This is a genomic window from Allobosea sp. 10N428 (assembly GCF_056394545.1).
Window position 1 is genome coordinate 147238 of record NZ_JBFTIC010000006.1, and the last position, 22322, is coordinate 169559.

Annotated in this window: 23 protein-coding genes; 13 read left to right on the forward strand and 10 right to left on the reverse strand. The window is 64.1% G+C overall.

The window, feature by feature from the left end; all coding sequences use genetic code 11:
* Window positions 1-30: 30 nt before the first annotated feature.
* Entirely contained in the window at window positions 31-1524 is a 1494-nt protein-coding gene (locus AC1DDA_RS19040; protein ID WP_476796934.1) for an amidase, read from the reverse strand.
* Between the two features lie 131 nt (window positions 1525-1655).
* Between AC1DDA_RS19040 and AC1DDA_RS19045 the strand changes: the two genes are divergently transcribed.
* From AC1DDA_RS19045 to AC1DDA_RS19060, 4 genes are all read left to right on the forward strand, one after another.
* A complete protein-coding gene (locus AC1DDA_RS19045; protein ID WP_476779491.1) occupies window positions 1656-1988 on the forward strand; it encodes a DUF167 family protein in 333 nt (110 codons plus the stop codon).
* Window positions 1989-2057: 69 nt separating this feature from the next.
* On the forward strand, window positions 2058-2756 hold the full coding sequence (locus tag AC1DDA_RS19050) for a carbonic anhydrase (protein WP_441511736.1): 699 nt from the start codon (window positions 2058-2060) through the stop codon (window positions 2754-2756).
* Window positions 2757-3114: 358 nt separating this feature from the next.
* The gene (locus AC1DDA_RS19055; RefSeq protein ID WP_476796935.1) at window positions 3115-3561 is read left to right on the forward strand and encodes a tripartite tricarboxylate transporter TctB family protein; all 447 of its coding nucleotides are present in this window, start codon (window positions 3115-3117) and stop codon (window positions 3559-3561) included.
* Between the two features lie 16 nt (window positions 3562-3577).
* On the forward strand, window positions 3578-5077 hold the full coding sequence (locus tag AC1DDA_RS19060; RefSeq protein ID WP_476796936.1) for a tripartite tricarboxylate transporter permease: 1500 nt from the start codon (window positions 3578-3580) through the stop codon (window positions 5075-5077).
* Between the two features lie 320 nt (window positions 5078-5397).
* On the opposite strand, the gene AC1DDA_RS19065 is transcribed toward AC1DDA_RS19060, so the two are convergent.
* Entirely contained in the window at window positions 5398-6276 is an 879-nt protein-coding gene (locus AC1DDA_RS19065) for a Bug family tripartite tricarboxylate transporter substrate binding protein (protein WP_476796937.1), read from the reverse strand.
* On the opposite strand from AC1DDA_RS19065, the gene AC1DDA_RS19070 reads away from it, so the two are divergent.
* Complete coding sequence (locus tag AC1DDA_RS19070; protein WP_476796938.1) at window positions 6266-7474, forward strand: D-2-hydroxyacid dehydrogenase; 1209 nt, start codon at window positions 6266-6268, stop codon at window positions 7472-7474. The two genes, AC1DDA_RS19065 and AC1DDA_RS19070, sit on opposite strands and share 11 nt — an antisense overlap.
* Here AC1DDA_RS19070 and AC1DDA_RS19075 read toward each other — a convergent pair.
* A complete protein-coding gene (locus AC1DDA_RS19075) occupies window positions 7462-7974 on the reverse strand; it encodes a MarR family winged helix-turn-helix transcriptional regulator (RefSeq protein WP_476796939.1) in 513 nt (170 codons plus the stop codon). The genes AC1DDA_RS19070 and AC1DDA_RS19075 overlap by 13 nt on opposite strands.
* A 173-nt stretch (window positions 7975-8147) precedes the next feature.
* Here AC1DDA_RS19075 and AC1DDA_RS19080 point away from each other — a divergent pair, with 173 nt between their 5' ends.
* Genes AC1DDA_RS19080 through AC1DDA_RS19095 form a run of 4 tightly spaced genes read left to right on the forward strand, consistent with a single transcriptional unit; the run spans window position 8148 to window position 12229 of the window.
* The gene (locus AC1DDA_RS19080) at window positions 8148-8648 is read left to right on the forward strand and encodes a flavin reductase family protein (RefSeq protein ID WP_476779496.1); all 501 of its coding nucleotides are present in this window, start codon (window positions 8148-8150) and stop codon (window positions 8646-8648) included.
* A 10-nt stretch (window positions 8649-8658) separates the two neighbouring features.
* Window positions 8659-10014: an LLM class flavin-dependent oxidoreductase gene (locus tag AC1DDA_RS19085; RefSeq protein WP_476796940.1), complete on the forward strand. Its 1356-nt coding sequence runs from the start codon at window positions 8659-8661 to the stop codon at window positions 10012-10014.
* 46 nt (window positions 10015-10060) lie between these two features.
* Window positions 10061-11260 carry a M24 family metallopeptidase gene (locus AC1DDA_RS19090; protein WP_476796941.1) on the forward strand — a complete coding sequence of 400 codons (1200 nt, stop codon included), beginning with the start codon at window positions 10061-10063 and terminating at the stop codon, window positions 11258-11260.
* A 27-nt stretch (window positions 11261-11287) separates the two neighbouring features.
* A complete protein-coding gene (locus AC1DDA_RS19095) occupies window positions 11288-12229 on the forward strand; it encodes an amidohydrolase family protein (RefSeq protein ID WP_476796942.1) in 942 nt (313 codons plus the stop codon).
* Between the two features lie 64 nt (window positions 12230-12293).
* Here the strand turns inward: AC1DDA_RS19095 and AC1DDA_RS19100 are convergent, their stop codons facing one another.
* The 5 genes from AC1DDA_RS19100 to AC1DDA_RS19120 all read right to left on the reverse strand — a co-directional run bounded on the left by AC1DDA_RS19100 (window position 12294) and on the right by AC1DDA_RS19120 (window position 17199).
* Entirely contained in the window at window positions 12294-13325 is a 1032-nt protein-coding gene (locus AC1DDA_RS19100) for an MsnO8 family LLM class oxidoreductase (protein WP_476796943.1), read from the reverse strand.
* A 55-nt stretch (window positions 13326-13380) separates the two neighbouring features.
* Entirely contained in the window at window positions 13381-14337 is a 957-nt protein-coding gene (locus AC1DDA_RS19105) for an ABC transporter substrate-binding protein (RefSeq protein WP_476796944.1), read from the reverse strand.
* Entirely contained in the window at window positions 14334-15104 is a 771-nt protein-coding gene (locus tag AC1DDA_RS19110) for an ABC transporter ATP-binding protein (RefSeq protein ID WP_476796945.1), read from the reverse strand. The genes AC1DDA_RS19105 and AC1DDA_RS19110 overlap by 4 nt, the downstream gene beginning before the upstream one ends.
* A complete protein-coding gene (locus AC1DDA_RS19115; RefSeq protein WP_476796946.1) occupies window positions 15097-15861 on the reverse strand; it encodes an ABC transporter permease in 765 nt (254 codons plus the stop codon). Before AC1DDA_RS19115 ends, AC1DDA_RS19110 begins: the two co-directional genes overlap by 8 nt.
* Before the next feature lie 336 nt (window positions 15862-16197).
* Window positions 16198-17199: a helix-turn-helix transcriptional regulator gene (locus AC1DDA_RS19120; RefSeq protein WP_441511722.1), complete on the reverse strand. Its 1002-nt coding sequence runs from the start codon at window positions 17197-17199 to the stop codon at window positions 16198-16200.
* A gap of 197 nt (window positions 17200-17396) precedes the next feature.
* Here AC1DDA_RS19120 and AC1DDA_RS19125 point away from each other — a divergent pair, with 197 nt between their 5' ends.
* From AC1DDA_RS19125 to AC1DDA_RS19140, 4 genes are all read left to right on the forward strand, one after another.
* Window positions 17397-17729: a helix-turn-helix domain-containing protein gene (locus AC1DDA_RS19125; protein WP_476796947.1), complete on the forward strand. Its 333-nt coding sequence runs from the start codon at window positions 17397-17399 to the stop codon at window positions 17727-17729.
* Between the two features lie 229 nt (window positions 17730-17958).
* A complete protein-coding gene (locus AC1DDA_RS19130) occupies window positions 17959-19389 on the forward strand; it encodes a DUF1254 domain-containing protein (protein ID WP_476796948.1) in 1431 nt (476 codons plus the stop codon).
* Between the two features lie 60 nt (window positions 19390-19449).
* Window positions 19450-19806 (forward strand): HdeA/HdeB family chaperone, encoded by a 357-nt coding sequence (locus tag AC1DDA_RS19135; RefSeq protein ID WP_476796949.1) that lies wholly within the window; start codon window positions 19450-19452, stop codon window positions 19804-19806.
* A 318-nt stretch (window positions 19807-20124) separates the two neighbouring features.
* Window positions 20125-21015 carry a hypothetical protein gene (locus tag AC1DDA_RS19140; protein ID WP_476796950.1) on the forward strand — a complete coding sequence of 297 codons (891 nt, stop codon included), beginning with the start codon at window positions 20125-20127 and terminating at the stop codon, window positions 21013-21015.
* Between the two features lie 104 nt (window positions 21016-21119).
* Here the strand turns inward: AC1DDA_RS19140 and AC1DDA_RS19145 are convergent, their stop codons facing one another.
* Window positions 21120-22067: a site-specific tyrosine recombinase XerD gene (locus tag AC1DDA_RS19145; RefSeq protein WP_476796951.1), complete on the reverse strand. Its 948-nt coding sequence runs from the start codon at window positions 22065-22067 to the stop codon at window positions 21120-21122.
* Window positions 22064-22210, reverse strand: a complete 147-nt coding sequence (locus AC1DDA_RS19150; protein WP_441511716.1) for a histidine kinase — start codon at window positions 22208-22210, stop codon at window positions 22064-22066. The genes AC1DDA_RS19145 and AC1DDA_RS19150 overlap by 4 nt, the downstream gene beginning before the upstream one ends.
* Window positions 22211-22322 lie beyond the last annotated feature (112 nt).

Here is a 22322-nt window from a genome sequence, read left to right on the forward strand (position 1 = left end):
TTTTGATTGGTGATGTCTGCGCGGTCCTGCTCAGGCAAACCCCATGAAATTCGGGCTCTCGCTGATCGGCCGCGCCTTGGCGAGCCTGGCCAGATCCGGGACCGGCCGCGCCGTCAGCGCGTCGCCGGCAAGTGCCGCTTCCAGGGCAGCAGCCACCGCTAGAACCTTGGCATCGCCGCCGCGCGGGCCGACGATCTGGAGGCCGAAGGGCATGCCGTTGCGATCGAGCCCGACCGGCAGCGAGATCGCGGGATGGCCGACATTGGTGACGGCATAGGCGAGCGCGAGCCAATGGAAATAGGTCCGCGTCGGCTTGCCGTCGATCTCGGCCGGGAAGAGCTCCGTCCAGGGCCGCGGGCTCAGCGTCACCGCTGGCGAGAGGATGACGTCGTAGCGCTCGAAGAAGCGTTGCCAATGATGATAGATCACCGTCTGCTGCTTCATCGCCCTGGTCACGTCGAGGGCGGAATAGCCCAGCCCCTCCTCGACATTGGCGCGGACATTCGGCCCGACCATCTCGGGCGTGTCGCGCACCTTGTCGAGATGGCTGGCGAGGAAGTTGACCGCCCGCAGGATCTCGAAGACCTCGTCGGAGCCGTCGCAGTCCGGCGTCGCCTCCTCAGCCGCGTGGAAGAGATGGCTGAAGGCGCCGGTCTTCTCCGCGAAGCTCTCGCGGATCAGGCGCTCGGTCGGCGCGAAGCCGAAATCCGGCGTCAGCGCGACCTTTAGCGAGGCGAGATCGATGGCGTCGGGCCGGGCAAAATCCTCGGGGCTCCGCACCGTCTTGCCACGGATCGTCGTCGCCAGCGGGTCGGCGCCGTTGTCGGAGACCATCGTCGAGAGCAGCAGGCACAGATCCGGCACGTTGCGTGCCATCGGCCCGAGCACGGGCAGCGGGTTCCAGCCGAGGGGCCGCTTCTCGCTCGGCACCAGCCCCGGCGTCGGTCGGAACCCGACGATGCCGTTGAAGGCCGCCGGATTGCGCAGCGATCCGCCCGTGTCGGAGCCGGTCGCGATCGGGACCATGCCGGTCGCCAGTGCCACGCCCGAGCCGCCGGAGGATCCGGCTGCGCTCTTCGAGGGATCGAATGGATTTCCGGTCGCGCCATAGACGGCGTTGCGCGTATTGGCACCGGCGCCCCATTCTGGCGTGTTGGTCTTGCCGGCGATGATCGCGCCGGCCTTGCGCACCGAGGCGACGATCAGCTGGTCCTCCTTCGGCACGAAATCCCGATAGAGCGGGCTGCCATAGGTGGTGCGCAGGCCGGCGACGTTCTCCAGATCCTTGATGCCGACCGGCAGGCCGTGCAGCGCGCCAAGCTTGCCGCCGCGCGCCGTCGCCTCGTCCGCGGCGGCCGCCGCCTTGCGCGCCGCCTCGTCGTCACGCGCCACCATCGCATTCACGGCCGGATCGACCGCATCCATGCGACGGATGCAGCTTTCGAGCAGTTCGCGGGCGGACAGTTTCTTGGCGCCGATGAGGGCGCGCGCGTCGACGGCGCTGAGATCGCAGGGTTCGGTCAAGGCTCGGTCTCCGTTGCGCACGGGCCCTCGGAAGCGCTATGCCGCACGGGCCGGCGCCTCAGACTAGGCGACGACAGGCATATGTCCATGTGGCGGCGGCGCATGGCCGCCCCTTCCGGAAGAGAGGGCTGATGAGCGAGCCGACCGCCCGGCCTTGGCGCGAAACGGGGAAGGGCCTCGCCCTCGACGTCAGACTGACGCCGCGCGGCGGGCGCGATGCGCTTGATGGCGTCGAGGCGCTCGCGGACGGCCGCCTCGTCCTGAAGGCCCGCGTCCGCGCCGCCCCGACGGATGGCGAAGCGAATGCCGCTCTGATCCGGCTGCTGGCTGGCGAGCTGCGGCTGCCCCGATCACAGCTTTCCATCGCGAGCGGGGCCACGGCACGGGTGAAAACCGTGGCTCTGCAAGGCGATGCCGCCGCCTTGGCCGCGGCGCTGGCCGCATGCCTCGACAGGGTCACCTAAGCGGGTTCGCCGATCCCGCGCCGCAACATCGACTTGACGAAAGCCGCGGTTTCCTGTTCCAGAGGGGCCATGGACAAGCCTGCAGAGCCATTCCCGCAGCGCCTGACGGAAGGCTACCGTGCCTTCCTCGACGACCGTTTCCTCCGCGAAAAGGACCGATACGAAGAGCTCGGCGAGCACGGCCAGACGCCGAAGATCATGCTGATCGGCTGCTGCGACTCGCGCGTTTCGCCGGAAGTCATCTTCGATGCGCGTCCGGGCGAGATGTTCGTCGCCCGCAATATCGCCAATCTCGTGCCGCCATTCCAGCCGGACGACCAGCTGCACGGCACCTCGGCGGCACTCGAATATGCCGTGCAGGCCCTCAAGGTCCGGCACATCGTCGTGCTCGGCCACGGCCGCTGTGGTGGTATCCGCGCCTTCGCCGACGACAGCCAGCAGGCTCTCTCGCCGGGCGACTTCATCGGGAAATGGATCACCCTGATCGGCCCGGCCGCCGAACGCACTGGCGGGCGCGGCCGCAACGAGAACTTCGACGACTATCTCCAGCGGCTGGAGCTCGCCTCGATCCAGCAATCGCTCGCCAATCTCCGCACTTTCCCTTGCGTCCAGATCCTGGAGAGCAAGGGCAGGCTGCACCTGCACGGCGCCTATTTCGCCGTCGCAACCGGCGTGCTGATGATCCTCGACCCGGGCACCGGCCAGTTCATCCCGGCCGTCGGCGAGATGCCCAAGCGCGTCCAGCAGATCCGTTGCTCTGAGGCATGATTCCCTGCGTCAGGCTCGGGCATGATCCGAGCATGGTGGCAATCGGCTTCCCTCCTTCTGAGGTGGCGTCCGCGCGTCGCTCCTGACGCAACTGCGCTCCCGCACTCTCCTCTCGAATCTCACCGAGGCTGAACCAGTCTCGAGAAGTTGAGTCGGGTCCGAGGCGCCGCGTCTGCGGATGAGCGGCCGCGCCGCCGATGCGCCGCCGGATACGCGCCGCCCGTGACCGAGCCCTCGTCTTGCCAGGCTGCATATAAAGGTAGTATACCAACAATCGGTAGGCTTCCATATCCGGCTGCCACCCAAACAAACCGGACCGATAACGGCCCGAAAAGAGAAAAATGTTGGGGGGACAACTATGGCGAAGCGGTCTGCGGACCTCTGGTCCGGCCTTTTGCTGATTGCGGTCGGCCTGTTCGGCTCGGTCTGGGCCTATATCCACTACCCGATAGGAAGCGCGGTCCGGATGGGACCGGCCTATTTTCCGGTTATCCTCGGCGCCTTGCTGGCATCGCTCGGCCTGATCATCGCCCTCAACGCGCTGGCAGCCGGTGGGCCGCAGATTGGCCGCTTCCACTGGCGGCCGCTGCTCCTCATTCTCGCGGCCATCGCGGGCTTCGGTTACCTCGTCGGCCCATGCGGGCTGCTCGTCGCGATCGTCGTCCTTGTTTTGATCGGCGCCGCGGCCGGCCACGAATTCCGTTGGAAGGAAGTCGCATCCCTCGCCGCGGCGATGGCAATCTTCTCGGCGCTCATCTTCGTGAAAGTGCTGAGCCTGCCCTTCCCTGTCTGGCCATCATTCTGAGCGGGTTGAAGACGCCATGGATATCGTCGGCAATCTTTGGTTGGGTTTCTCTGTCGCGGCATCGCCGCTCAACTTGCTGTTTGCGCTGATCGGCGCCTTGCTCGGCACATTGATTGGCGTCCTTCCCGGGGTCGGTCCGCTCGCCACCATCGCGATGCTGTTGCCGATCACCTTCAATCTCGATCCGACGGGCGCCCTTATCATGCTCGCCGGCATCTATTACGGCGCGCAATATGGCGGCTCCACCACGGCGATCCTCGTCAATCTGCCGGGCGAAGCGACATCGGTCGTGACCTGTCTCGACGGCTATCAAATGGCCCGCCGGGGGCGCGCCGGCCCTGCGCTCGCCATCGCCGCGCTCGGCTCCTTCTTCGCCGGCTGCGTCGCCACGCTCGTCATTGCCTTCGCGGCGCGCCCCCTCGCGGAACTGGCGCTGGCCTTTGGGCCTGCGGAATATTTCTCGCTGGTCGTGCTCGGCCTGGTGACTTCGGTGGTGCTCGCCAATGGCTCGTTGCTCAAAGCCGTGGCGATGACTCTGCTCGGCCTCATGCTCGGCCTCGTCGGCACGGATGTCACGACCGGCACGTTGCGCTTCACGTTCGGCATACCGGAATTGTCGGATGGCATCGGCTTCGTGATCGTGGCCATGGGCATTTTCGGCGTCGCCGAGATCATTCTGAACCTCGAGCAAAGGGAGGAGCGAGAGATCTTCGTCAACAAGGTCAGCCATCTCTATCCGACCAAGGACGATCTGAGGCGCTCCTGGAAGCCGGTTCTCCGCGGAACGGCGCTCGGCTCCGCGCTCGGGATCCTGCCCGGCGGCGGCGCGCTGCTCGCGTCCTTTGCCGCCTACACGCTCGAAAAGAAGATCTCGAAACATCCCGAGCAATTCGGCAAGGGCGCCATCGAGGGCGTCGCGGCGCCGGAATCGGCCAACAATGCGGGCGCGCAGACCTCATTCATTCCAATGCTCACACTCGGCATTCCCGGCAATGCGGTGATGGCGATGATGATCGGTGCGATGATGATCCAGGGCATCGCGCCAGGCCCGCAGGTGATGACGCAGAAGCCGGAGCTCTTCTGGGGCCTCATCGCTTCGATGTGGATCGGAAACCTGATGCTGGTCGTCCTCAACCTGCCGCTCATCGGCATGTGGATCAGACTTCTGAGCGTTCCCTACCGCCTGCTGTTCCCGGCGATCCTGGTGTTCATCGGTATCGGGGTGTTCAGCTTGTCGAACAGCGCATTCGATTGCCTGTTGCTGGCGCTCTTCGGTCTGCTGGGCTACGCCTGCGTCAAGCTGGCGTTCGAACCGGCGCCGCTCATCCTCGGCTTCATTCTCGGACCGATCATGGAGGAATATCTGCGGCGCGCGATGCTGCTCTCGCGCGGCGACCCGATGACGTTCCTCTATAGCCCGCTGAGCGCATTCTTCCTGGCGATGTCGATCTTGCTCATGGTGCTGGTGGTGCTGCCGGCGATCAAAAGCAAGCGCGAGGAAACCTTCGTTGAATGACATCCCTGAATGCTGCGCACAGCCGAGCATGGCCGCGGCGCGCAGCATTCGGACATGTCCCTCGGGCATTTGCCTGCACTGATCCCGCAGGCGGCGAGTCCCGATTGGCGAGCCACGGCCGGCTCCAGGAACTGATCGCACTCGGCCCAAATCCGGCTCGTCCTCGATCGTTAGCCCCGCCGTAACCAGACCCCATGCGCAATTCCATTCCGCCGGCCACATCGGAACGGAAGCGACGATTGCGATGAACAGACCGCCGCACCAGAGATCCCGTCGACCTCGGATGCGACGGCCATCGGCTTTCGCCAGCCGATTGCAGTTCACTGCGCCTTGATGTTGGCCGCCTTGATCAATGATTGCCACTGCGCGAAGTCGGCGCGCATGATCCTGCCCATCTCGTCCGCGCTAGTCGGTGCCGGATCGAGCCCGGCGGCGGCGAACCGCCCGCGCACATCGGGAGCCTGCAGCGCCTTGGTGATCTCGCCGTTGAGTTTCGCGACCAGATCCGGCGGCGTGGCCGCCGCCGCCAGGACGCCGATCCAGGAATTGACGCTGAACCCCGGCACGCCCGCTTCCGACACGGTCGGAATATCAGGCATGGAGGGCGAGCGTTTCGGGTCTGTCATTGCGAGCGCGCGCACCATCCCGGAGCGAACGAGCGGCAGCACCGCGCCGGTATCCACGATGCCGACCATCACCTCGCCCGACGCGACCGCGACCGAAGCGGGCGAGCCGCCCTTATAGGGGATCGCGAGCATATCGAGCCCGGCCTCGCGCTTGAGCAGTTCGCCCGCAAGATGCGGCAGGCTTCCCGGTCCCGGAATGCTGTAGGTGACGTAGCCCGGCCGCTCCTTCGCATATGCGATGAGATCCTTGACCGAATTGACCGTCATCTTCGCATTCACGGCCAGCACCAGCGGACTGATCGCCGCCATGGAGATCGGCGTCAGATCCTTCAGCGGATCGTAGCGCAGTTGCTCGAAATGCGGATTGACGGTTAGCGCGCCGGTAGAAATCACGGCAAAGGTGTAGCCGTCCGCCGGCATACGGATCATCGCTTCGATGCCGATCGCGCCGTTGGCTCCCGGACGATTGTCGACGATCACCGGCTGGCCGAGATTTTCTTGCAGCTTCTGACCGAGGGTGCGGGCGATCAGATCCGAGCTGCCGCCAGGCGCATAGGGCACGATGATGTGCAACGGCTTGCTGGGGAAAGATTGGCCAAACCCCGTTGTGGCCGCACCCGCCATGAGCCCGGCGCCAAGCCATCGAGAAACCGCCCGTCGTGTAAGCATTCATCCCTCCCGTTTCATTTATCCAGACGCTGCTGGCCGGTTCGTTGGCCCAGGCATGACCGGGCTTTTTGATTGTATGCCGATCATTGGCATGCCATCAATATCGAAAGCTCGCGTCGCAGCTGGGGAACCCATGAAAGTCATCGTTTGGACGTCGCAGGCCGCGTCCGATCTTGCGCGAGGTCTGCAAGCGCTCGGCGCCGAAGTCGCGCGGGTCGATGACCAGGCCGGCTTCGCCGCCGCGCTGCCGGGCGCCCGAGCGCTCGTCACGATGAGCCAGCTGCGCGACGCGCAGACGGCGCGGGCGCTGCATGATCTGGGGGTGGATATTCGCTGGGTTCAGCTTCTGCTCTCGGGCTACGACGCGGCGCGCGTGCACGGAATTCCCGCCGCCGCCCGGCTGACGACCGTCGGCGATGCCTATGCCAGCGCGGTTGCGGAACATGCGATGGCGCTCATGCTCGGCCTCGCGCGTCGGCTCGATCTGTCGTTCGCTCGCCAAGCCGCCTGCGCCTGGGCGCCGGACTACGCCGACCGCATGCAGGCGCTCGACGGCGCGGTCCTCACCGTCGTCGGGCTCGGAGCAATCGGACGGGAGGTCGCGCGCCGGGCGCGCGCCTTTGGCATGCGCATCATCGGCGTCAAGCGCCAGGCGACGCCCGACCCGCTAGCCGACGAGGTCTATGGCACTAACGAACTCGACGGCGCACTCGCCCGCGCCGACATCATCGTCCTCGCCGCGCCCCTCACCTCCGAAACGCGGCACATGATCAGCGCGAGACAATTGGCGATCTGCAAACCGACGGCGCTGCTGGTGAATGTCGGGCGCGGCGCGCTCGTCGACTCTGCGGCGCTGCGCTACGCGTTGCACAACAACGAACTTGCCGGTGCCGGGCTCGATGTCACCCATCCCGAGCCGCCGGCGGAAGACGACCCGCTTTGGGACTGCCCGAATTTGATCCTGACACCGCATATGGGCGGGCGCGGACATGCGCCGTCGCTGGCGCGGGCGGTCGAGCTGGTGATCGAGAACGCCGGCCGCTTCATCGCCGCCAGGCCGCTGCTGAACGAGATCGACGATCCGGCGATCTATGGTCCGTGAACCCGTCTGCCGGCCGGCTGCTCCGGCGTTTCCGCGGCAAGCGCGGCAATGGACGCAGGCGGCTCGAAGCCGACGAGCCGGCGCATGATGTGGAAGAACTGGCGCCGCTCTTCATCCGACAGCGGCGCCAGGATATCCGTCTGGGATCGCCGCACAGCGTCCTGAAGCGCCAGCACAAGCCGCTTTCCGGGCGTCGACAGGCTCAGCACGCGCGCTCGCGCATCGACGCGCGAGCGATCGCGGCGCACCAGATTGCGCCGCTCCAACCCGACGAGAATGCGCCCGACTGTGACGCGATCGAGCGCGATGAGATCCGCCAGCGTCGCCTGGTCGATTTTCGGATGCAGGTAAAGCACCGTCAGAACCAGATGCTGCGGCGCCGTCACCTTGTAGGCCGCCAGCTTGGCCTCGATGTCGGCGACAGTAATCTGATGCGCGCGCCGGATGAGAAAGCCAGGCTTGTCCCTCAGATCGGCAATATTCGCAATCTCATCAAGCATGGCCCGCGCTTTGCGAAATCGGTGAACACCGCATCAATATGCCTTTCAGCTCCCGCCGACAACGATGTCCGGCTCGATCCCATCCGCCGAGAAGCGGCTTGACAGTTAGGTAGCATACTCATCATATTAGTGAGCATGCTACCTATTGTCTCATACCGCGGAGACTTGTGACGATGGACGCCGCCGCTTTCAGATGCGCGATGCGCAATGTCGCTGGCACGGTTGCGGTCATCGCCGTAGGCAAGGAAAAGGGTCAACGGACCGGATTGACCGCGACGTCGATCTGTTCGCTATCCGACGATCCGCCCGCCCTGCTCGTCTGCGTCAATCGAAACGCCAGCGCTCACTCCCGCATTCGCGCCGATCGTTGCTTCAGCGTGAACGTGCTGGCGGAAGATCAGCAGATGCTGGCCAACCGCTTCGCCGGCCGCGAACAGATCGCCGGCGAAGCGCGCTTTGCAAGCGACCAATGGACCACGCTCCAAACCGGAGCGCCCGTTCTGCTCGATGCGATCGCGGTGTTCGATTGCGAGCTCTCAAGCGAATACCAGACGCCGACCCACTCGATTTTCGTGGGGCTCGTCCGCGACGCCCGCGGGCAGATCGCCGAGGCGCCGCTGGTCTATCTGCGCGGAGCCTATGCCGCGGTCCGGCCATCCCCGACATGCCGTTGAAAGGAGCCGCGTGATGCGATCTCGCGACACGATGACGCTCGGCCTGTTCTTCAACCACACCGGACATCACGTCGCGTCCTGGCGCCATCCCGACGCGCAAGCCGATGCGGGCGTCAACATTCGCCACTATCTCGACATGGCGAGAACGGCCGAGCAGTCGAAATTCGACTTCCTGTTCTTCGCGGATCAGGTAGCCGTGCGCGAGGCGCATCCGGACGCGCTCAGCCGGTCGGCGCAGTATACCGCGCATTTCGAGCCTCTGACGCTCTTGTCGGCGCTGTCGGTTGTGACCGACCGGATCGGACTCGTGGCGACAGCCTCGACGAGCTACAACGAGCCCTATCATCTGGCGCGCAAATTCGCGTCGCTCGACCATCTCAGCGGCGGCCGCGCCGGCTGGAACGTGGTTACCTCAACCGCGCATGCCGAGGCCCGAAATTTCGGGCGCGACCAGCATTATGGCCACGCCGAGCGTTATGACCGGGCGCATGAATTCCTCGATGTCGTCCGCGGGCTCTGGGACAGCTGGGATGATGACGCCTTCCTGCGCGACAAGCAGAGCGGCGCTTATTTCGATCCGGCAAAGCTGCATGCGCTCGACCACAAGGGCAAGCACTTCAGCGTTCGCGGGCCGCTGAATGTTCCGCGACCGATTCAAGGCCATCCGGTCATCGTCCAGGCCGGTTCCTCCGAAGATGGCCGTGAGTTCGCCGCCGCGACGGCCGAGATCGTCTTTACGGCCGAAATGGACCTCCCCAGCGCGCAGCAATATTACCGCGATGTGAAAGGCCGCATGGCGCGCTACGGCCGCCGCCCCGAACATCTGCACGTGCTCACGGGCATCAACCCGATCGTCGGCCGAACGGAGGCCGAAGCGAACGAGAAGCACGCGCACATGCAGTCGCTCATCCATCCGGTCGTCGGACGCGAAATCCTGTCGACCATGCTCGGCGGCGCGGATCTTTCATCCTGTTCGCTCGATGGTCCGCTGCCTGATCTGCCGCCGACGGACGCCAGCAAGAGCGGCCTCTATCAGAATATCGTCAAGCTGGCGCAGCGCGAAAAGCTGACGATCCGCCAGCTCTATCTCAGACTTGCGGGAGCGCGCGGAAAGCTGACGATCAAGGGATCGGTCGAGCAGGTCGTCGACAAGATGGAAGAGTGGTTCCGGCAAGGCGGCAGCGACGGATTCATTGTCCAACCCTCGTATTTGCCCGGCAGCCTCGACGAATTCGCCACGCTGGCTCTGCCGGAGTTGCAGCGGCGTGGCCTGTTCCACCGCGATTATGACGGCGAAACCTTGCGCGACGGGCTGGGCCTGCCGCGCCCTGAAAGCCGCTACGCACTGACGCCTCGCACCCCTTGATCGTCGTCTTCACCCACCCGCGGCCACTATCGGGGATCGCGCGCCCATGAGCATGATCGACAGATTCTCCGACCCAACCCCGCGCGCCGAAATGGAGCGCCGCTGGAGGGCCGTTCGCGAGGGCATGCGTGCGCGAAAGCTCGACGCCCTGATCGTGCAAGGCGCCAACAACCTCGCCGCCGGCGGCGGCTATTTTCGCTGGTTCACCGGCCTTGGCGCGTTGCCGAACCCGGCGCAGACGCTGATCGTACCGGCCGACGGCCTCATGACTCTCGTCTCCCATGGAGCCGCCGGGCGCGTCGTCGATCTCGATGATCGCGATGAGACGTTGCCCGGCGTCGGCCGCCGGGTGTTCACCGCGAATTTTCCCATGGTTCGATATACCGGCCAACAGGACGCGGAAGCAGTCGCCGCCGAGATTGCGCACTCTGGCTTTCAAGCGGTCGGGCTTGTCGGCGCGAACGCCATGTATCACGGCTTCGCGTCCGGGCTTCAGAGACGCGCCGGCAATATCAGCTGGTCCGACGCCAGCGACCTTGTCGACGATGCGCGCGCCGTCAAAAGCGAGGTCGAGATCGATTTCATTCGCCGCGCGGCGGCGATGCAGGACGATATCTTCGCGCGCATAGGTGCTTTCATCCAGCCCGGCATGCGCGATTTCGAAGTGATGGCCTGCGCCTATTATCTCGGCCAGACGATGGGCAGCCAGACCGGCTATTTTCTCGGCTCCTCGGCCGCTGCGGGCGCACCGACTCCAATGCTCATCCGCCCGTTCCATGGCCGCACACTGCGCGAGGGCGACACGTTGCTGCTGCAGGCGGAGAATAGCGGGCCAGGCGGATATTTCGTCCACATCGCGCGGCATTTCACGCTCGGCAAGGCGCCGGCCGAGTTGGCCGACGGCTTCGCCCGCATGGCCGAGGCGCAGGATTTCACCGTGTCGCTTCTCTCGGACGGCGCACGCTGCGACGAAATCCTCGCAGCCTACAACGACTATATGGTCCGTCGCGGCTTTCCGCCGGAGCGCCGCGTCCATTGCCATGGCCAGGGTTGCGACGCCGTGGAACGACCGCTGGCGCATGCCGAGGAGACGATGGCGATCGCGCCCGGCATGAATATCGGCATCCATCCGAGCCTCTCGACCGACCGGCTGTTCGTGACCGTCTGCGACAATTTCCTGACCCGGTCCGACGGCATCGCCGAGCGGCTGCACAAGACGCCTCGCGCGATCGTCGAATTGAACTGAGGCTCCCGGGCTATCGAGGATCGAAGCATGTCGTCCGACATTGTCGCCGTTGAAGAGCATTTTTGGACGCCGAGACTGCGCGATCTGCGGCGCGGCCATGACGTGATGAGCAGCGCCGCACTCGACGCGGCGCTCACCGATCTTGGCGCCGGCCGCATCGCCGCGATGGACGCCGCCGGCATCGGCGTGCAGATTTTATCCGAAGTGGAGCCTGGAGCGCAGAATTTCGAGGCTGTGGACTCCGTCCGGCTTGCGCGGTTGTCGAACGATCTTCTGGCCGCAGCGGTGGAGCGCCACCCCGACCGCTTCTGCGGCCTTGCCATGTTGCCGACCCCGGATCCGAAGGAGGCGGCCAGGGAGCTTGAACGACGCGTTTCCGCAAACGGTTTCCGCGGCGCCATGATCCATGGGCTGACCCGCGGCGAGTTCATCGACGCGCGCAAATATTGGGGCATTTTCGAGCGCGCGGAAGGATTGGGCGTTCCGATCTATATCCATCCGGCGACGCCCGCCGCTCCGGTGATAGATGCCTATTACAAGGATTATCCGGTCCTGATCCGCGGCGCGCTCGGCTTCACGGTCGAGGCGGCGACGATAGCGATGCGGCTGGTGCTCAGCGGCGCGCTGGACGCATTCCCGAAACTGCAGATCGTGCTTGGCCATCTCGGCGAGGGCCTGCCCTTCATGATGGAGCGTTGCGACGCGATCATCGCCCGGCATGTCACGATGAAGCGGCGGTTCCGCGAGTATTTTCGCGGCCATTTCCATCTGTCGACGAGCGGCAATTTCTCCCACCCCGCCCTCGCCTGCGCTCTGGCGGAAATCGGCCCCGAGCGCGTGCTGTTCGCCGTCGATTATCCGTTCTGGTCGAACACCGAGGCACGCGCTTTCATCGATTCCGCTGCGATCAGCGACCTGGATCGCGACAGGATCATGTCGGCGAATGCGCGGGCCCTGTTCGCGCTCTGATCCAACGCGCGCAGCGTCGGATAGAGCATCGACGGCGCGATTTCGGGCAAGCCGTCAGGCGAACCTATGGCCGGACGGCGCCGCGACGAGATTGCCCGACAGCAGCGGCAAGAAGTTCGTAGTTGCGCAAGCGGAGCCCGGGATCGTCCAGAAAATCCTGGATCATGAACTCGTCGATTCCGGTCCGCTCCGCCATGCGCGACAGCGTTGCCATCACGCGCTCCGGCGTGCCGATGACATAGGCGGGCCACTCGGCGGTCTCTGCGGGGATCATCCCGCCCATGATGGCGATCGCTTCGTCGAGATCGGGCAGATGCGGCACCATGACCCGTTCCGGCGACCGCCGAAGCTTGAACACCGCGCGCACCGGCATGGCAAGCCGCTCCGCCTCCTCCTGTGTCTCGCCGACGATAACGCGCACGGCGATGAAGGCCTGCGGGGTGTCGATGCCGGCGGCGTAACGGGAGGGCGTAAAATTCCTCGCATAGGCGGCCGCCGCATGCGGAGCCTGTTCGGGCTTATGAAAGGCGCTGCAGGCGAGGCCGAGGCCCAGGGCCGCAGCCCTCTCGGCGCTTTCCTCGCTGACAGCGAGGATCCACGGCAATGGTCCGGGAGGCTCGTCCGGCATGATCCGGATGCCGCGGAAGGGCGAAGCGTCGGGCAGATCATTGCCGAGCCAGCCGATCAGTTCCTCGACATGCGCTGCATGGTCGTCCGGAAGCGAAGCATCCCGCAGTCGCTGCAGGGCGTGGTCGGCCATCGGGCCTGCCGTGGCGCGGCCGATTCCGACATCGATGCGGCCGGGAAACAGAGCGCTCAAGGTGCGCATCGCCTCGGCGACCTTGTAGGGGCTGTAATGGTTCAGAAGCACGCCGCCGACCCCGATCCTGATCCGCGAGGTCGCGCCGGCCAGCGCCGCGGCGAAGACCTCCGGTGCGGGGTTGGCCTCGAAGGCGACGTCGTGATGCTCGACGACCCAATAGCGGGTGAAGCCGAGCTGCTCGGCTGCCCGCGCCATGGCGATCGCTGTCCGCAGAGCATCGCCGGAAGTGCCGCCTTTCGGCAGTACGATGGGATCGAGAATCGAAAGGCGCATGATTCCGGTACCGGGCATAGGCGGCGCCGGCCGAGCCGACCGGCGCCGCGCTCGATTAGTTCAGGGTGAAGGCGGAAGGTGCGACAAGGCTCGCCTTGATGTCGATCGCCTTGGCCTTGGGCAGCATGCCCGCCTGGATCATGAAGTCCTGATCTTCGGACAGATTGGCGATGTCGGCCTCGGTCATCGCGGGCGTGAAATCGTAGAGAGGCATCTGCGCGCGTGCGTCCTCGATGGAGATCTTCTGCTCCTTCGCCGCGATCGCCAGCGCCTCCTCCGGGTTCTTGGCCATGAAGTCGAGAGCCTTGCGATGGGCCTCGAAATAGGCGGCGAGCAGATCGGGATGTTGTTCGACAAAGCCCGTGCGGGCCCCGATGACCGTCGTCGGCTTGATCAGTCCTTCGCCACTGGTCAGCGCCTTGCCGCCGGCCTTCTCGACCAGGGTGACGTTGGCGCCGGCAAGCGTCGCGACGTCGACCTGGCCCGCGAGCAGGGCCGCCCGCGCTGCCGGCAGGTCCATGTTGATGTATTCGACGTCGTTCAGCGTCAGCTTCTGCGAGGCGAGCGCCGCAACCAGCAGCTGGTTCAGCACCGTGCCCTTCGGCCCGGCGATCTTCTTGCCCTTGAGATCGGCGATCTTCGCTGGGCCATCCGCACGGGTCATCAGGAAATAGGCCTTGGGCGAGCGGGCATAGGCCGCCACGACCTTGAGGTCGACACCATTGGCGCGCGCGAGGATCGTCGAGGTGCCGCCGAGCACGCTGGCGATATCGATTTCGCCGGCAGCGAGGGCCTGCGTCTGCTGGGCGCCCGAGGTGATCTCGGGATTCTCCACCTTGATGCCGAACTTGGCGAAGGCCTCGTCGAGATAGCCCTTCTCGCGCATCACGATGGACGGCACGTTGAAGGGCGCGGTCACATAGGTGACGCGGACCGTCTTCGGTTTGTCCGCGGCCACCGCGGGGCCGATCAGCAATGCGAGCGCAAGGCCCAGGGCAGCGAGACGTTTCATCGGGAGGGCTCCTTGTCGAGGGCGGGATGCATTGCGGATGCGGAGTTCCGCCCTGGTGCGGTGAGATTGGCGAGGATGCGCCGGCGGTGATCATTCACGGCGGTCGCCGTCGGATCGCGCGGGAACGGCAGATCGATCGGTTCATGGCCGACGACACGGCCCCGCTCGAGCTCGAGCACATGCTGACCGAGCAGGACGGCTTCCTCGACATCATGGGTGACGAAGACGATGGTCGGCCGCTTCGTCTGCCAGATCGCGATCAACTCGTTCTGCATAGCGCGGCGGGTGAAGGCGTCGAGCGCCGCGAAGGGCTCGTCGAGCAGCAGCAGATCCGGTTCCGTCACCAGGGCTCTGGCGATCGCGACGCGTTGCGCCATGCCGCCCGATAGCTGGCTGGGCATGGCGTCGGCGAAGGCGGATAGCCCGACGGTTTCGAGAGCGGCGCGGCTGCGTTCCTCGGCCACCGAGGCGGGCAAGCGTCGGCGCAGGCCGAAGGCGACATTGCTGAGCGCGTCGAGCCAGGGCATCAACCGTGCCTCCTGAAAGACGACACCCGTTCGCACCGGGCCGGCCTGGCGCATCAGCTCACCGCTGGTCGGCAGCTCGAGGCCGGCGAGAAGGCGCAGCAAGGTGGTCTTCCCGCAGCCGCTGCGGCCGACCACGGTCGTGATCGAGCCCCGCGGGAAGGCCAGATCGACGTCGGCGAGGGCGACGACCTCCGTCTCGCCCAACCGATAGGTCTTGCCGAGATGGCGCGCCTCAAGCACGCGCCATCTCCAGATCGCCGGACAGCCAGCTTGCCTTGCGGCTGATGAGGTATCGAAGCAGGTGATCGCTGATGAGACCGAGCACTCCGATCACCAGGATGCCGGCCAGGACGATGTCGGTGCGCGCGAGGTTCTCCGCGTCGACGATCATGTAGCCGAGGCCGGCGGAGGAGGCGATGAGCTCGGCGCCGACCAAGGCCCGCCAGCTATAGCCGAGGCCGATGCGCAGGCCGACCACGATCGACGGCAAGGCCGAGGGGAGGACGATCCGCAGCATGATCTCGGCGCGGCTGAAACCGTAGACCGTTCCGACATCGATGAGCTTGCGGTCGACGGCGGCGATGCCGCCGCGCACACCCAGGAAGATCGGGAAGAAGCAGGACAGAACGATGATCCCGATCTTCTGCGTCTCGCCGATGCCGAGCCACAGGATCAGCAGCGGCATCATTGCCAGCGGCGGGATCTGGCGAAGGAACTCCAGCAGCGGCTCGACCATGCGGCGTAGCGCGCCGCTGAGGCTGAACAGCAGCGCGACGGGAACGGCCAGGCCGATCGCGACCAGATAACCCGCGCCGACACGCTTCAGACTGACCAGCATATGCTTGGCGAGGACACCCGAGCCGGCCAGTTCGATCAGCGTTTCCAGCACGGTCCGCGGCGACGGCAGCAGGAAGGGCGTAACCCAGCCGGAGGTGCTCGCCACGTGCCACGCGGCCAGCGTCGCGACAAAAACCGCCAGCGTTGAAAGTCGTGGCATTCAAGGTGACCAAAAATCGAAAGCGCTTGCCGTGTAATCCTCTGCGCAGGAATAGCAAGCGAAAGTCCCTTGAATGGAATTATTCTAAACCAAAAATACCAAACCAAATTAAGAGACGGTCGAAATCAGAAACGCGAATTCGTATCCCCCCAAGTATAGAACGCATTCTTCGATATATACATTGAAATATGACGCTAAGCATCGATGCAGGGAGTATCCGCGTTCGCGCCCACACATCGTCAGGGATCGACGATCGCTCGACGCAATGCGACGCGACCCGACACCGGCAAAGCGTCGCAGACATCCAAGGCCAAGCGGCGGACGGAGACGGCGAGGCTATCGCGATCTCGCTTCATCGCGAAAACGACGCGGGGTCGTACCTGACATGCGGCGGAATGCGCGGGTGAAGTGCGCCGGGTCGGCGTAGCCTGCGGCAAACGCCACGTCGATCACTTTGACGTCCGTCGTCAGCAGAAGCTTGGCCGCTTTTTCAAACCGGGCGGCCTCGAGCAGTTCCGAGTAGGTGAGGCCGGCGACCGAGAGCCGGCGCTGCAGGCTCCGGACGCTGGTCCCCGCCATCTCGGCGATCTCCGCGACACTCGGAACCCCTTCGTCCAGATAGGAGGGCAACATCAACCTGAGTGCGCCGATGATTTCCCCCCCGGCCGGCCCGACATCCTCGTCGAGAAAATCAAGCGGCACCTCGCTCACACGGCCGGGAAATCCCATGAAGGAGAGCGGCACTTCGATCCACGAAGCAAATTGTCCGGAAAGAAACCGCGTATTGGGCCATCGGGCTTGGGTTTCTGCGCTCGGACGGTAGCGAGCTTCGAATGCTATTGTTGCGGGCTTCCATTCGGGCCCAGCGAATTGTTGTACGATATGAATCGAAAAAATATTCTGAAGCCACTGCGAATGTTCGAGGTGAGGGATGCCTGATGTGCCGATCAGCTTGCTGCATACCTTGATATGATCATCGGCCCGTTCGAGCCACATATTGAGAACGTTGTCCTCCAGCGTCGCCCATTTGCAGACTTGCTGCAGAGCGGTGAACAGCGTCGGTGAACATCCGATGACCGCACGGAACTTCGCGCTGAGGTGGCAAAACTGAAGTCGCTTCGCTGCCTGGAATCCGAAATCCACGATACCTTGCGATCTCTGTGCTTCTTCGGCGAATTCAACCGCGCGCAGCAGAGGCATGAAATCGTCTGCCTTCTCCTCGAGCGAAGTGGGAAGCCGGGATTTTTCCAGCAATGATGCAGTAGGAGCGCCAATCTCATCGCAGATGTCGGCGAAAGGGATGACGAATTGGCAGCGTGCTAAAGGAATATTTCTCATAACGATCGCCTCCCCCAAGGCTACCCGACGGAACTACTTCTCGTATCAATGCCAGGCCATGATCTACCTGTTACGAAGCGAAATCTCTCGCCATCCCGATTTTGGCGGGCGATGGCCAGACGAGTGATCTAATCGATCGTTAATTGGCACGCTGAGTGGACGGAGACACGAAGGTTCCGGCCCTTCGTGACAAGGTAATGAAGCTCGGACATATCCCCTCCGAACACGCAGTGCGAGAAGCTGTCGCGGCGTCATTGCAGAGTGGCGCATCCCTTCGACATATTGCAAGTCGACTCGGAGTTAGCGCCCGCTCACTTCAACGGCACCTGGCAGCGCAGGCAACGAGTCATAGCGAAATCGTCGCCGAAGTCCGGGTTGCCACCGCCTGCCGCCTGCTGACTGAAACCAACGAGACGATTTCGCGGATTGCTCTGCTCCTCGGCTATACCGGCCCGACCAGCTTTTCCCGCAGCTTCAGGCGCCTGATGAAAACCCAGCCTGCACGTTACAGGCGGCAGCAACGCAAATGACGGCGCTTCAGCCCAAACGCCGGCATTGAGCACTTTCGCGCACACGCGCTTTTGGCGCGAAATGGCAAGATTCCGTGCGAGCGGGGACGCCAAATGCCCAAGCTTAAATCGCCGTCGCCGAAGCGCAATATCGCGCTCAACGGCGCGGTTCCGCGAGGAGTGCCCGGAGGCGCGCTGCTGCAAGTGCTCGCCGGCTCGCTTCGGCCTGGCGCAAGGTGGAAGGTGCACAATGAAGATCACTCGGCGAACTGCAGCCTTCGGCGGCATAGGCGCGCTGACAAGCGCGACGATGGGGCACTCGGCACTCGCCGAGCAAGGGGCCTTCCTCGGCATCGGCGAAGGCCTGGAGGATTTTTGGCTGGCGACCGACGCCTACATCTTCGGTTATCCGCTGGTCACCATGGAGATGACCCGGCGGATCATCACCAATGTTGCCGAACCCGTGGGAACGCGGGGCCCGATGGGACATATCATCAAGCTGCGCAGCTATCCCGACGCGTCCTTCCGTGACGTCACTGCGCCCAACGCGGATACGCTTTACACCACCTCGTTCTTCGATGTCGGAAAGGAACCCTGGGTCCTCAGCGTTCCCGACATGAAGGGACGATACTTCCTGCTGCCGATGCTCGACGGCTGGACGACGGTCTTCCAGGTCCCGGGCAAGCGCACGACCGGCACCGGTGCGCAGACCTATGCGATCACCGGCCCCGGCTGGAAAGGCACTTTGCCGGACGGCGTGAAGGAATATAAATCCCTGACGAACATCGTCTGGCTGCTCGGGCGGATCTACTGCACCGGCACGCCCGAGGACTACGCGGCAGTCCACAAGCTGCAAGACGAGTTCAAGCTCGTTCCGCTCAGCGCCTACGGCAAGCCTTATACGCCGCAGCCCGGGAAGGTCGATCCGTCGATCGACATGAAGACCCCGGTGCGAGATCAGGTCAACCGCATGGATGCGGTGTCCTACTTCAAACTGCTCAGCGAGTTGATGAAGAGCAATCCGCCATCGGACGCCGATGCTCCCGAGCTGGCGCGGTTTGCGCGCATCGGCATCGTCCCGGGGCAGGATTTCGACGAGAGCAAATTCAAGGTCGACCTGGCGAAGCGCATCCCGGAAGTCGCCTTCGACAGGATCATGCTGCAATTCAAGATCAACAGGGCGATCAAGAACGAGAACGGCTTTGCCTTTACGACAAAGACCGGCATCTACGGCACCGACTACCTGATGCGGGCGCTTGTAACCGCCATCGGTCTCGGCGCCAATCGCCCCCAGGATGCAGTCTATCCAACCTCGCAACACGATGCCGCGGGCCGCAAATACAACGGGGCCAACAAATACGTCATGCGCTTCCCGAAAGGACATTTGCCGCCCGTGGAGGGGTTCTGGTCGCTGACCATGTATGACGACAAGTATTTCTTCGTGAACAACCCGCTCAACCGGTACTCGATCAGCCCCCGCGAGAACCTGCAATCCAATCCGGACGGCTCCACCGATCTGTATATCCAGCACGAATCGCCCGGCAAGGATAAGGAGTCGAACTGGCTCCCCGCGCCGGCCAGCGACTTCATCCTGATGCTTCGCATGTATTGGCCGAGCGAAACCGATCCGTCGATCATCAATGGAACCTGGACGATCCCTGCCGTCACGAAACAGATTTGAAAAGGTTACTGCAAAATTTCCTTAAGATAATTTCCGGCACAATTCTGTAAGGTGATTAAAATGAACGGAAAACTACTATCTGCATCGCTCTTGGCGATCGTGCTTGCCTCCCCCGCGGTCGCACAGACCATGCTGAGCTCGTATGCAGACGAGAATGGTTACATCGACGTGCAGAAATTGACCTGCGCGCAGCTGGCCGGTACGTTTCAAGAAGACGCCGACATGCTGACGACCTGGTACAGCGGGTGGTACAATGGCCTTGCGCGAAAGCACATGCTCAACGTCAAGCGCGGAAAAGAGGCGGAGCACGAGGTCATTCAATACTGCAAGGCCAATCCGAACAAGCGCGTGATCGAGGCCATCGCCGTCGTGTTCAAGGATATGCGCGTCGAGCGCGGCATCGAGATGAAGCCTTAATTCGAAGGCGCTGCCCTTCCGCTGACTATCCGGGCCGGATTACCGGCCCGGCCCATGGTCCGAACTCAAAAAAGGGGCGATCACAATGACATCACTTCGATTGATTGGTTCGGTCGTCTTGGCGAGCGCCATTCTCACCGGCTGTCAAACGTCGCAATCGCGGCAAGAGCAACTCGCCACGATCTGCGCAGACCCTGCCAACAGGCAACCCCAGACGGCCTATTTTTCGGAATGCCAGACCCTTTACCCGTCCTCGAATCGGGCTCTACAAAGGAACTACCGACTCGGCGCACCCACGGGCGATTAAGGGCAACTGCATTGACTCTCAGCGCCAGACATTGCGGGCTTTCCATCCTTGTCGCCCTGACCCTCGGCAGCGCGAGGGCCGAGGCTGCTGATTTGCCGCCCCCGAACCCGCCTGTGCCGCCTGCCATGACATCGGCATGGACGTTCCGCTTCACCCCCTATGGTTGGCTCACATCCCTCAACGGAAATCAGACCGTAAAGGGGAGAACCGCCAAGGTCTCGGCAAGCTTCATCGACATCGTCGATGCCACCGCGGGAAATGGCGGCACGCTCGTCGGCCTGATGGGGGATTTGGAGGCCCGCAACGGCCCCCTGGCATTCTACGGCAATTTCGTCTGGACAAAACTCGGCATAGACCGCAGCAACGTCAGGTCGCGCGGTGTGGTGCCGGGGGTGACCGGCACGGTCGGGACCTCAGGCGATATGAGCGTCTCAATGGCAACGCTCGAGGTCGGCTCCGCATACGAGGTCGCACGCTTCGGTTCTGTGGGGTTTGATGTCCTGGGTGGCGCACGCTACTGGTATCAGCGCGCCGAGCTGTCGTTTGACCGCGCGACGACAACCGACATCGGCGATCTCAGTTTTGCGCGCAACCTGGCCATTGCCCGTTCCGGTTCGGTGGACTGGCTAGACGGCTTTGTCGGCGCCCGGATGCGGGTCGCCGTGGCTCCCGGGCAGGAATTGCTTCTGCGCGGCGATATCGGCGGGGGCGGCAGCAAGTTCTCTTGGCAGGCCATCGCAGCCTATAGTTTCGATTTCGCCGAGAAGAACGGCGTCACCTATTCCGGCATCATCGGCTACCGCGCGCTCTACGTCGACTACGAGCAGGGAGAGGGGCGTCGACGCTACGCGTTCGATATGCTCCAGCATGGACCGGTCGTGGGGCTCAGCCTGCGGTTCTAGGCACAAGAGAGCCGTTCGGATGCGAGAGCCAGTGAGCCGCGCGGCCTGATGGGTGATGCGATTTGGCCTGTCGATGCGGGCAATCTCGGCCGGCCGCGTCGACCTCACTCCTTGCCGGTTTCGCGATCTCCATCCGCCAGGGGATGGAGATCGCGCACCATGCTCTTCAGCCTCTCGTCGAGGACATGTGTGTAGATCTGCGTCGTCGCGATATCGGCGTGGCCGAGCAGTTCCTGCACAACCCTCAAATCGGCGCCGTTCTGTAGCAGATGGCTGGCGAAGGCGTGGCGCAGCACGTGCGGGCTCAGAGCCGGAGCTGAAAGCCCTGCCGCTCCGCCCAGCGTCTTGAGATCGCGCGCGAAGACCTGCCGCGTCAGGTGCCCGCTCTCGCCATCGGACGGAAAGAGCCAGCGCCCATCGGCCAGCCCCGCCTCCGTCAAGGCCGTCAGCCAGTCCCGCGCGGCCTGGCGCGCCGCCTCGTTCAGCGGCACCAGCCTTTCTTTGTCGCCCTTGCCGCGCACGATCAGGAAGCGTTCACGCGTCGTCGCCGCCGAGCGTGGCAGTGCGATCAGCTCGGAGACGCGCAGGCCCGTGGCATAGAGCATCTCGACGAGGCAGCGCATCCGCAAGGCCTTCAGTCGCGCGGCAGGTGTCAGCCCTTCCTGCAGACAGGCGATCCGCGCGGCTTCGAGCAGCCGGTCGACATCGCCGACGGAAACGACCTTCGGCAACGGCCTCCCCTGCCTCGGCCCGGATATCGCTGCGGTCGGGTCGGTCCCCGCGAGACCTTCGGTGTAGAGGAAGCGGTGGAACTGCCTGACGGCGGACAGCCTGCGTGCCGCGGACGAGGCCTTGAGCCCGCGCTCCGAAAGATCCACCAGCCAGCCGCGAATATCCTCGGGGGTCGCCTCCCCCGGCGCCTTGCCGCCGAGGAATTCGAGATAATCCTCGATATCGCGCTCATAGGCCGCGAGCGTGTTGCGCGCCGCGCCGCGCTCGGCCGCCAGCATATCGAGGAAGGCATTCAGCCGCTGGCGCGACAGGCGGCTCATTTCGGTTGCAGTTTCGCCGGCGGTACGATCTCGACCATCTCGCGCTGCACCGGCTGGACGAAAGTCACAAGCGCAATCATGCCCCCGAAGATCAGACCGGCGATGATCGCGACGAAGGCGAGGAAACGGAATAACGTCGGCACGTCGGGCTGACTTTCGCAATCGCGCGATCTTGGGCCGAGTTACTATCCGCGATGCCGTCCATATCGCGCAAGGGCTGGCACGCCACAGCTGCGCGCAAAGCGCGGCCAAAAA

Bases quoted from the DNA above. Each gene is read 5' to 3' on its own strand.
- AC1DDA_RS19045 (WP_476779491.1), top strand. From the start codon at position 1,656: ATGAGCGAGCCGACCGCCCGGCCTTGGCGCGAAACGGGGAAGGGCCTC.
- AC1DDA_RS19050 (WP_441511736.1), top strand. From the start codon at position 2,058: ATGGACAAGCCTGCAGAGCCATTCCCGCAGCGCCTGACGGAAGGCTAC.
- AC1DDA_RS19055 (WP_476796935.1), top strand. From the start codon at position 3,115: ATGGCGAAGCGGTCTGCGGACCTCTGGTCCGGCCTTTTGCTGATTGCG.
- AC1DDA_RS19060 (WP_476796936.1), top strand. From the start codon at position 3,578: ATGGATATCGTCGGCAATCTTTGGTTGGGTTTCTCTGTCGCGGCATCG.
- AC1DDA_RS19070 (WP_476796938.1), top strand. From the start codon at position 6,266: ATGATGTGCAACGGCTTGCTGGGGAAAGATTGGCCAAACCCCGTTGTG.
- AC1DDA_RS19075 (WP_476796939.1), bottom strand. From the start codon at position 7,974: ATGCTTGATGAGATTGCGAATATTGCCGATCTGAGGGACAAGCCTGGC.
- AC1DDA_RS19080 (WP_476779496.1), top strand. From the start codon at position 8,148: ATGGACGCCGCCGCTTTCAGATGCGCGATGCGCAATGTCGCTGGCACG.
- AC1DDA_RS19090 (WP_476796941.1), top strand. From the start codon at position 10,061: ATGAGCATGATCGACAGATTCTCCGACCCAACCCCGCGCGCCGAAATG.
- AC1DDA_RS19095 (WP_476796942.1), top strand. From the start codon at position 11,288: ATGTCGTCCGACATTGTCGCCGTTGAAGAGCATTTTTGGACGCCGAGA.
- AC1DDA_RS19100 (WP_476796943.1), bottom strand. From the start codon at position 13,325: ATGCGCCTTTCGATTCTCGATCCCATCGTACTGCCGAAAGGCGGCACT.
- AC1DDA_RS19105 (WP_476796944.1), bottom strand. From the start codon at position 14,337: ATGAAACGTCTCGCTGCCCTGGGCCTTGCGCTCGCATTGCTGATCGGC.
- AC1DDA_RS19115 (WP_476796946.1), bottom strand. From the start codon at position 15,861: ATGCCACGACTTTCAACGCTGGCGGTTTTTGTCGCGACGCTGGCCGCG.
- AC1DDA_RS19120 (WP_441511722.1), bottom strand. From the start codon at position 17,199: ATGAGAAATATTCCTTTAGCACGCTGCCAATTCGTCATCCCTTTCGCC.
- AC1DDA_RS19125 (WP_476796947.1), top strand. From the start codon at position 17,397: ATGAAGCTCGGACATATCCCCTCCGAACACGCAGTGCGAGAAGCTGTC.
- AC1DDA_RS19130 (WP_476796948.1), top strand. From the start codon at position 17,959: ATGAAGATCACTCGGCGAACTGCAGCCTTCGGCGGCATAGGCGCGCTG.
- AC1DDA_RS19135 (WP_476796949.1), top strand. From the start codon at position 19,450: ATGAACGGAAAACTACTATCTGCATCGCTCTTGGCGATCGTGCTTGCC.
- AC1DDA_RS19145 (WP_476796951.1), bottom strand. From the start codon at position 22,067: ATGAGCCGCCTGTCGCGCCAGCGGCTGAATGCCTTCCTCGATATGCTG.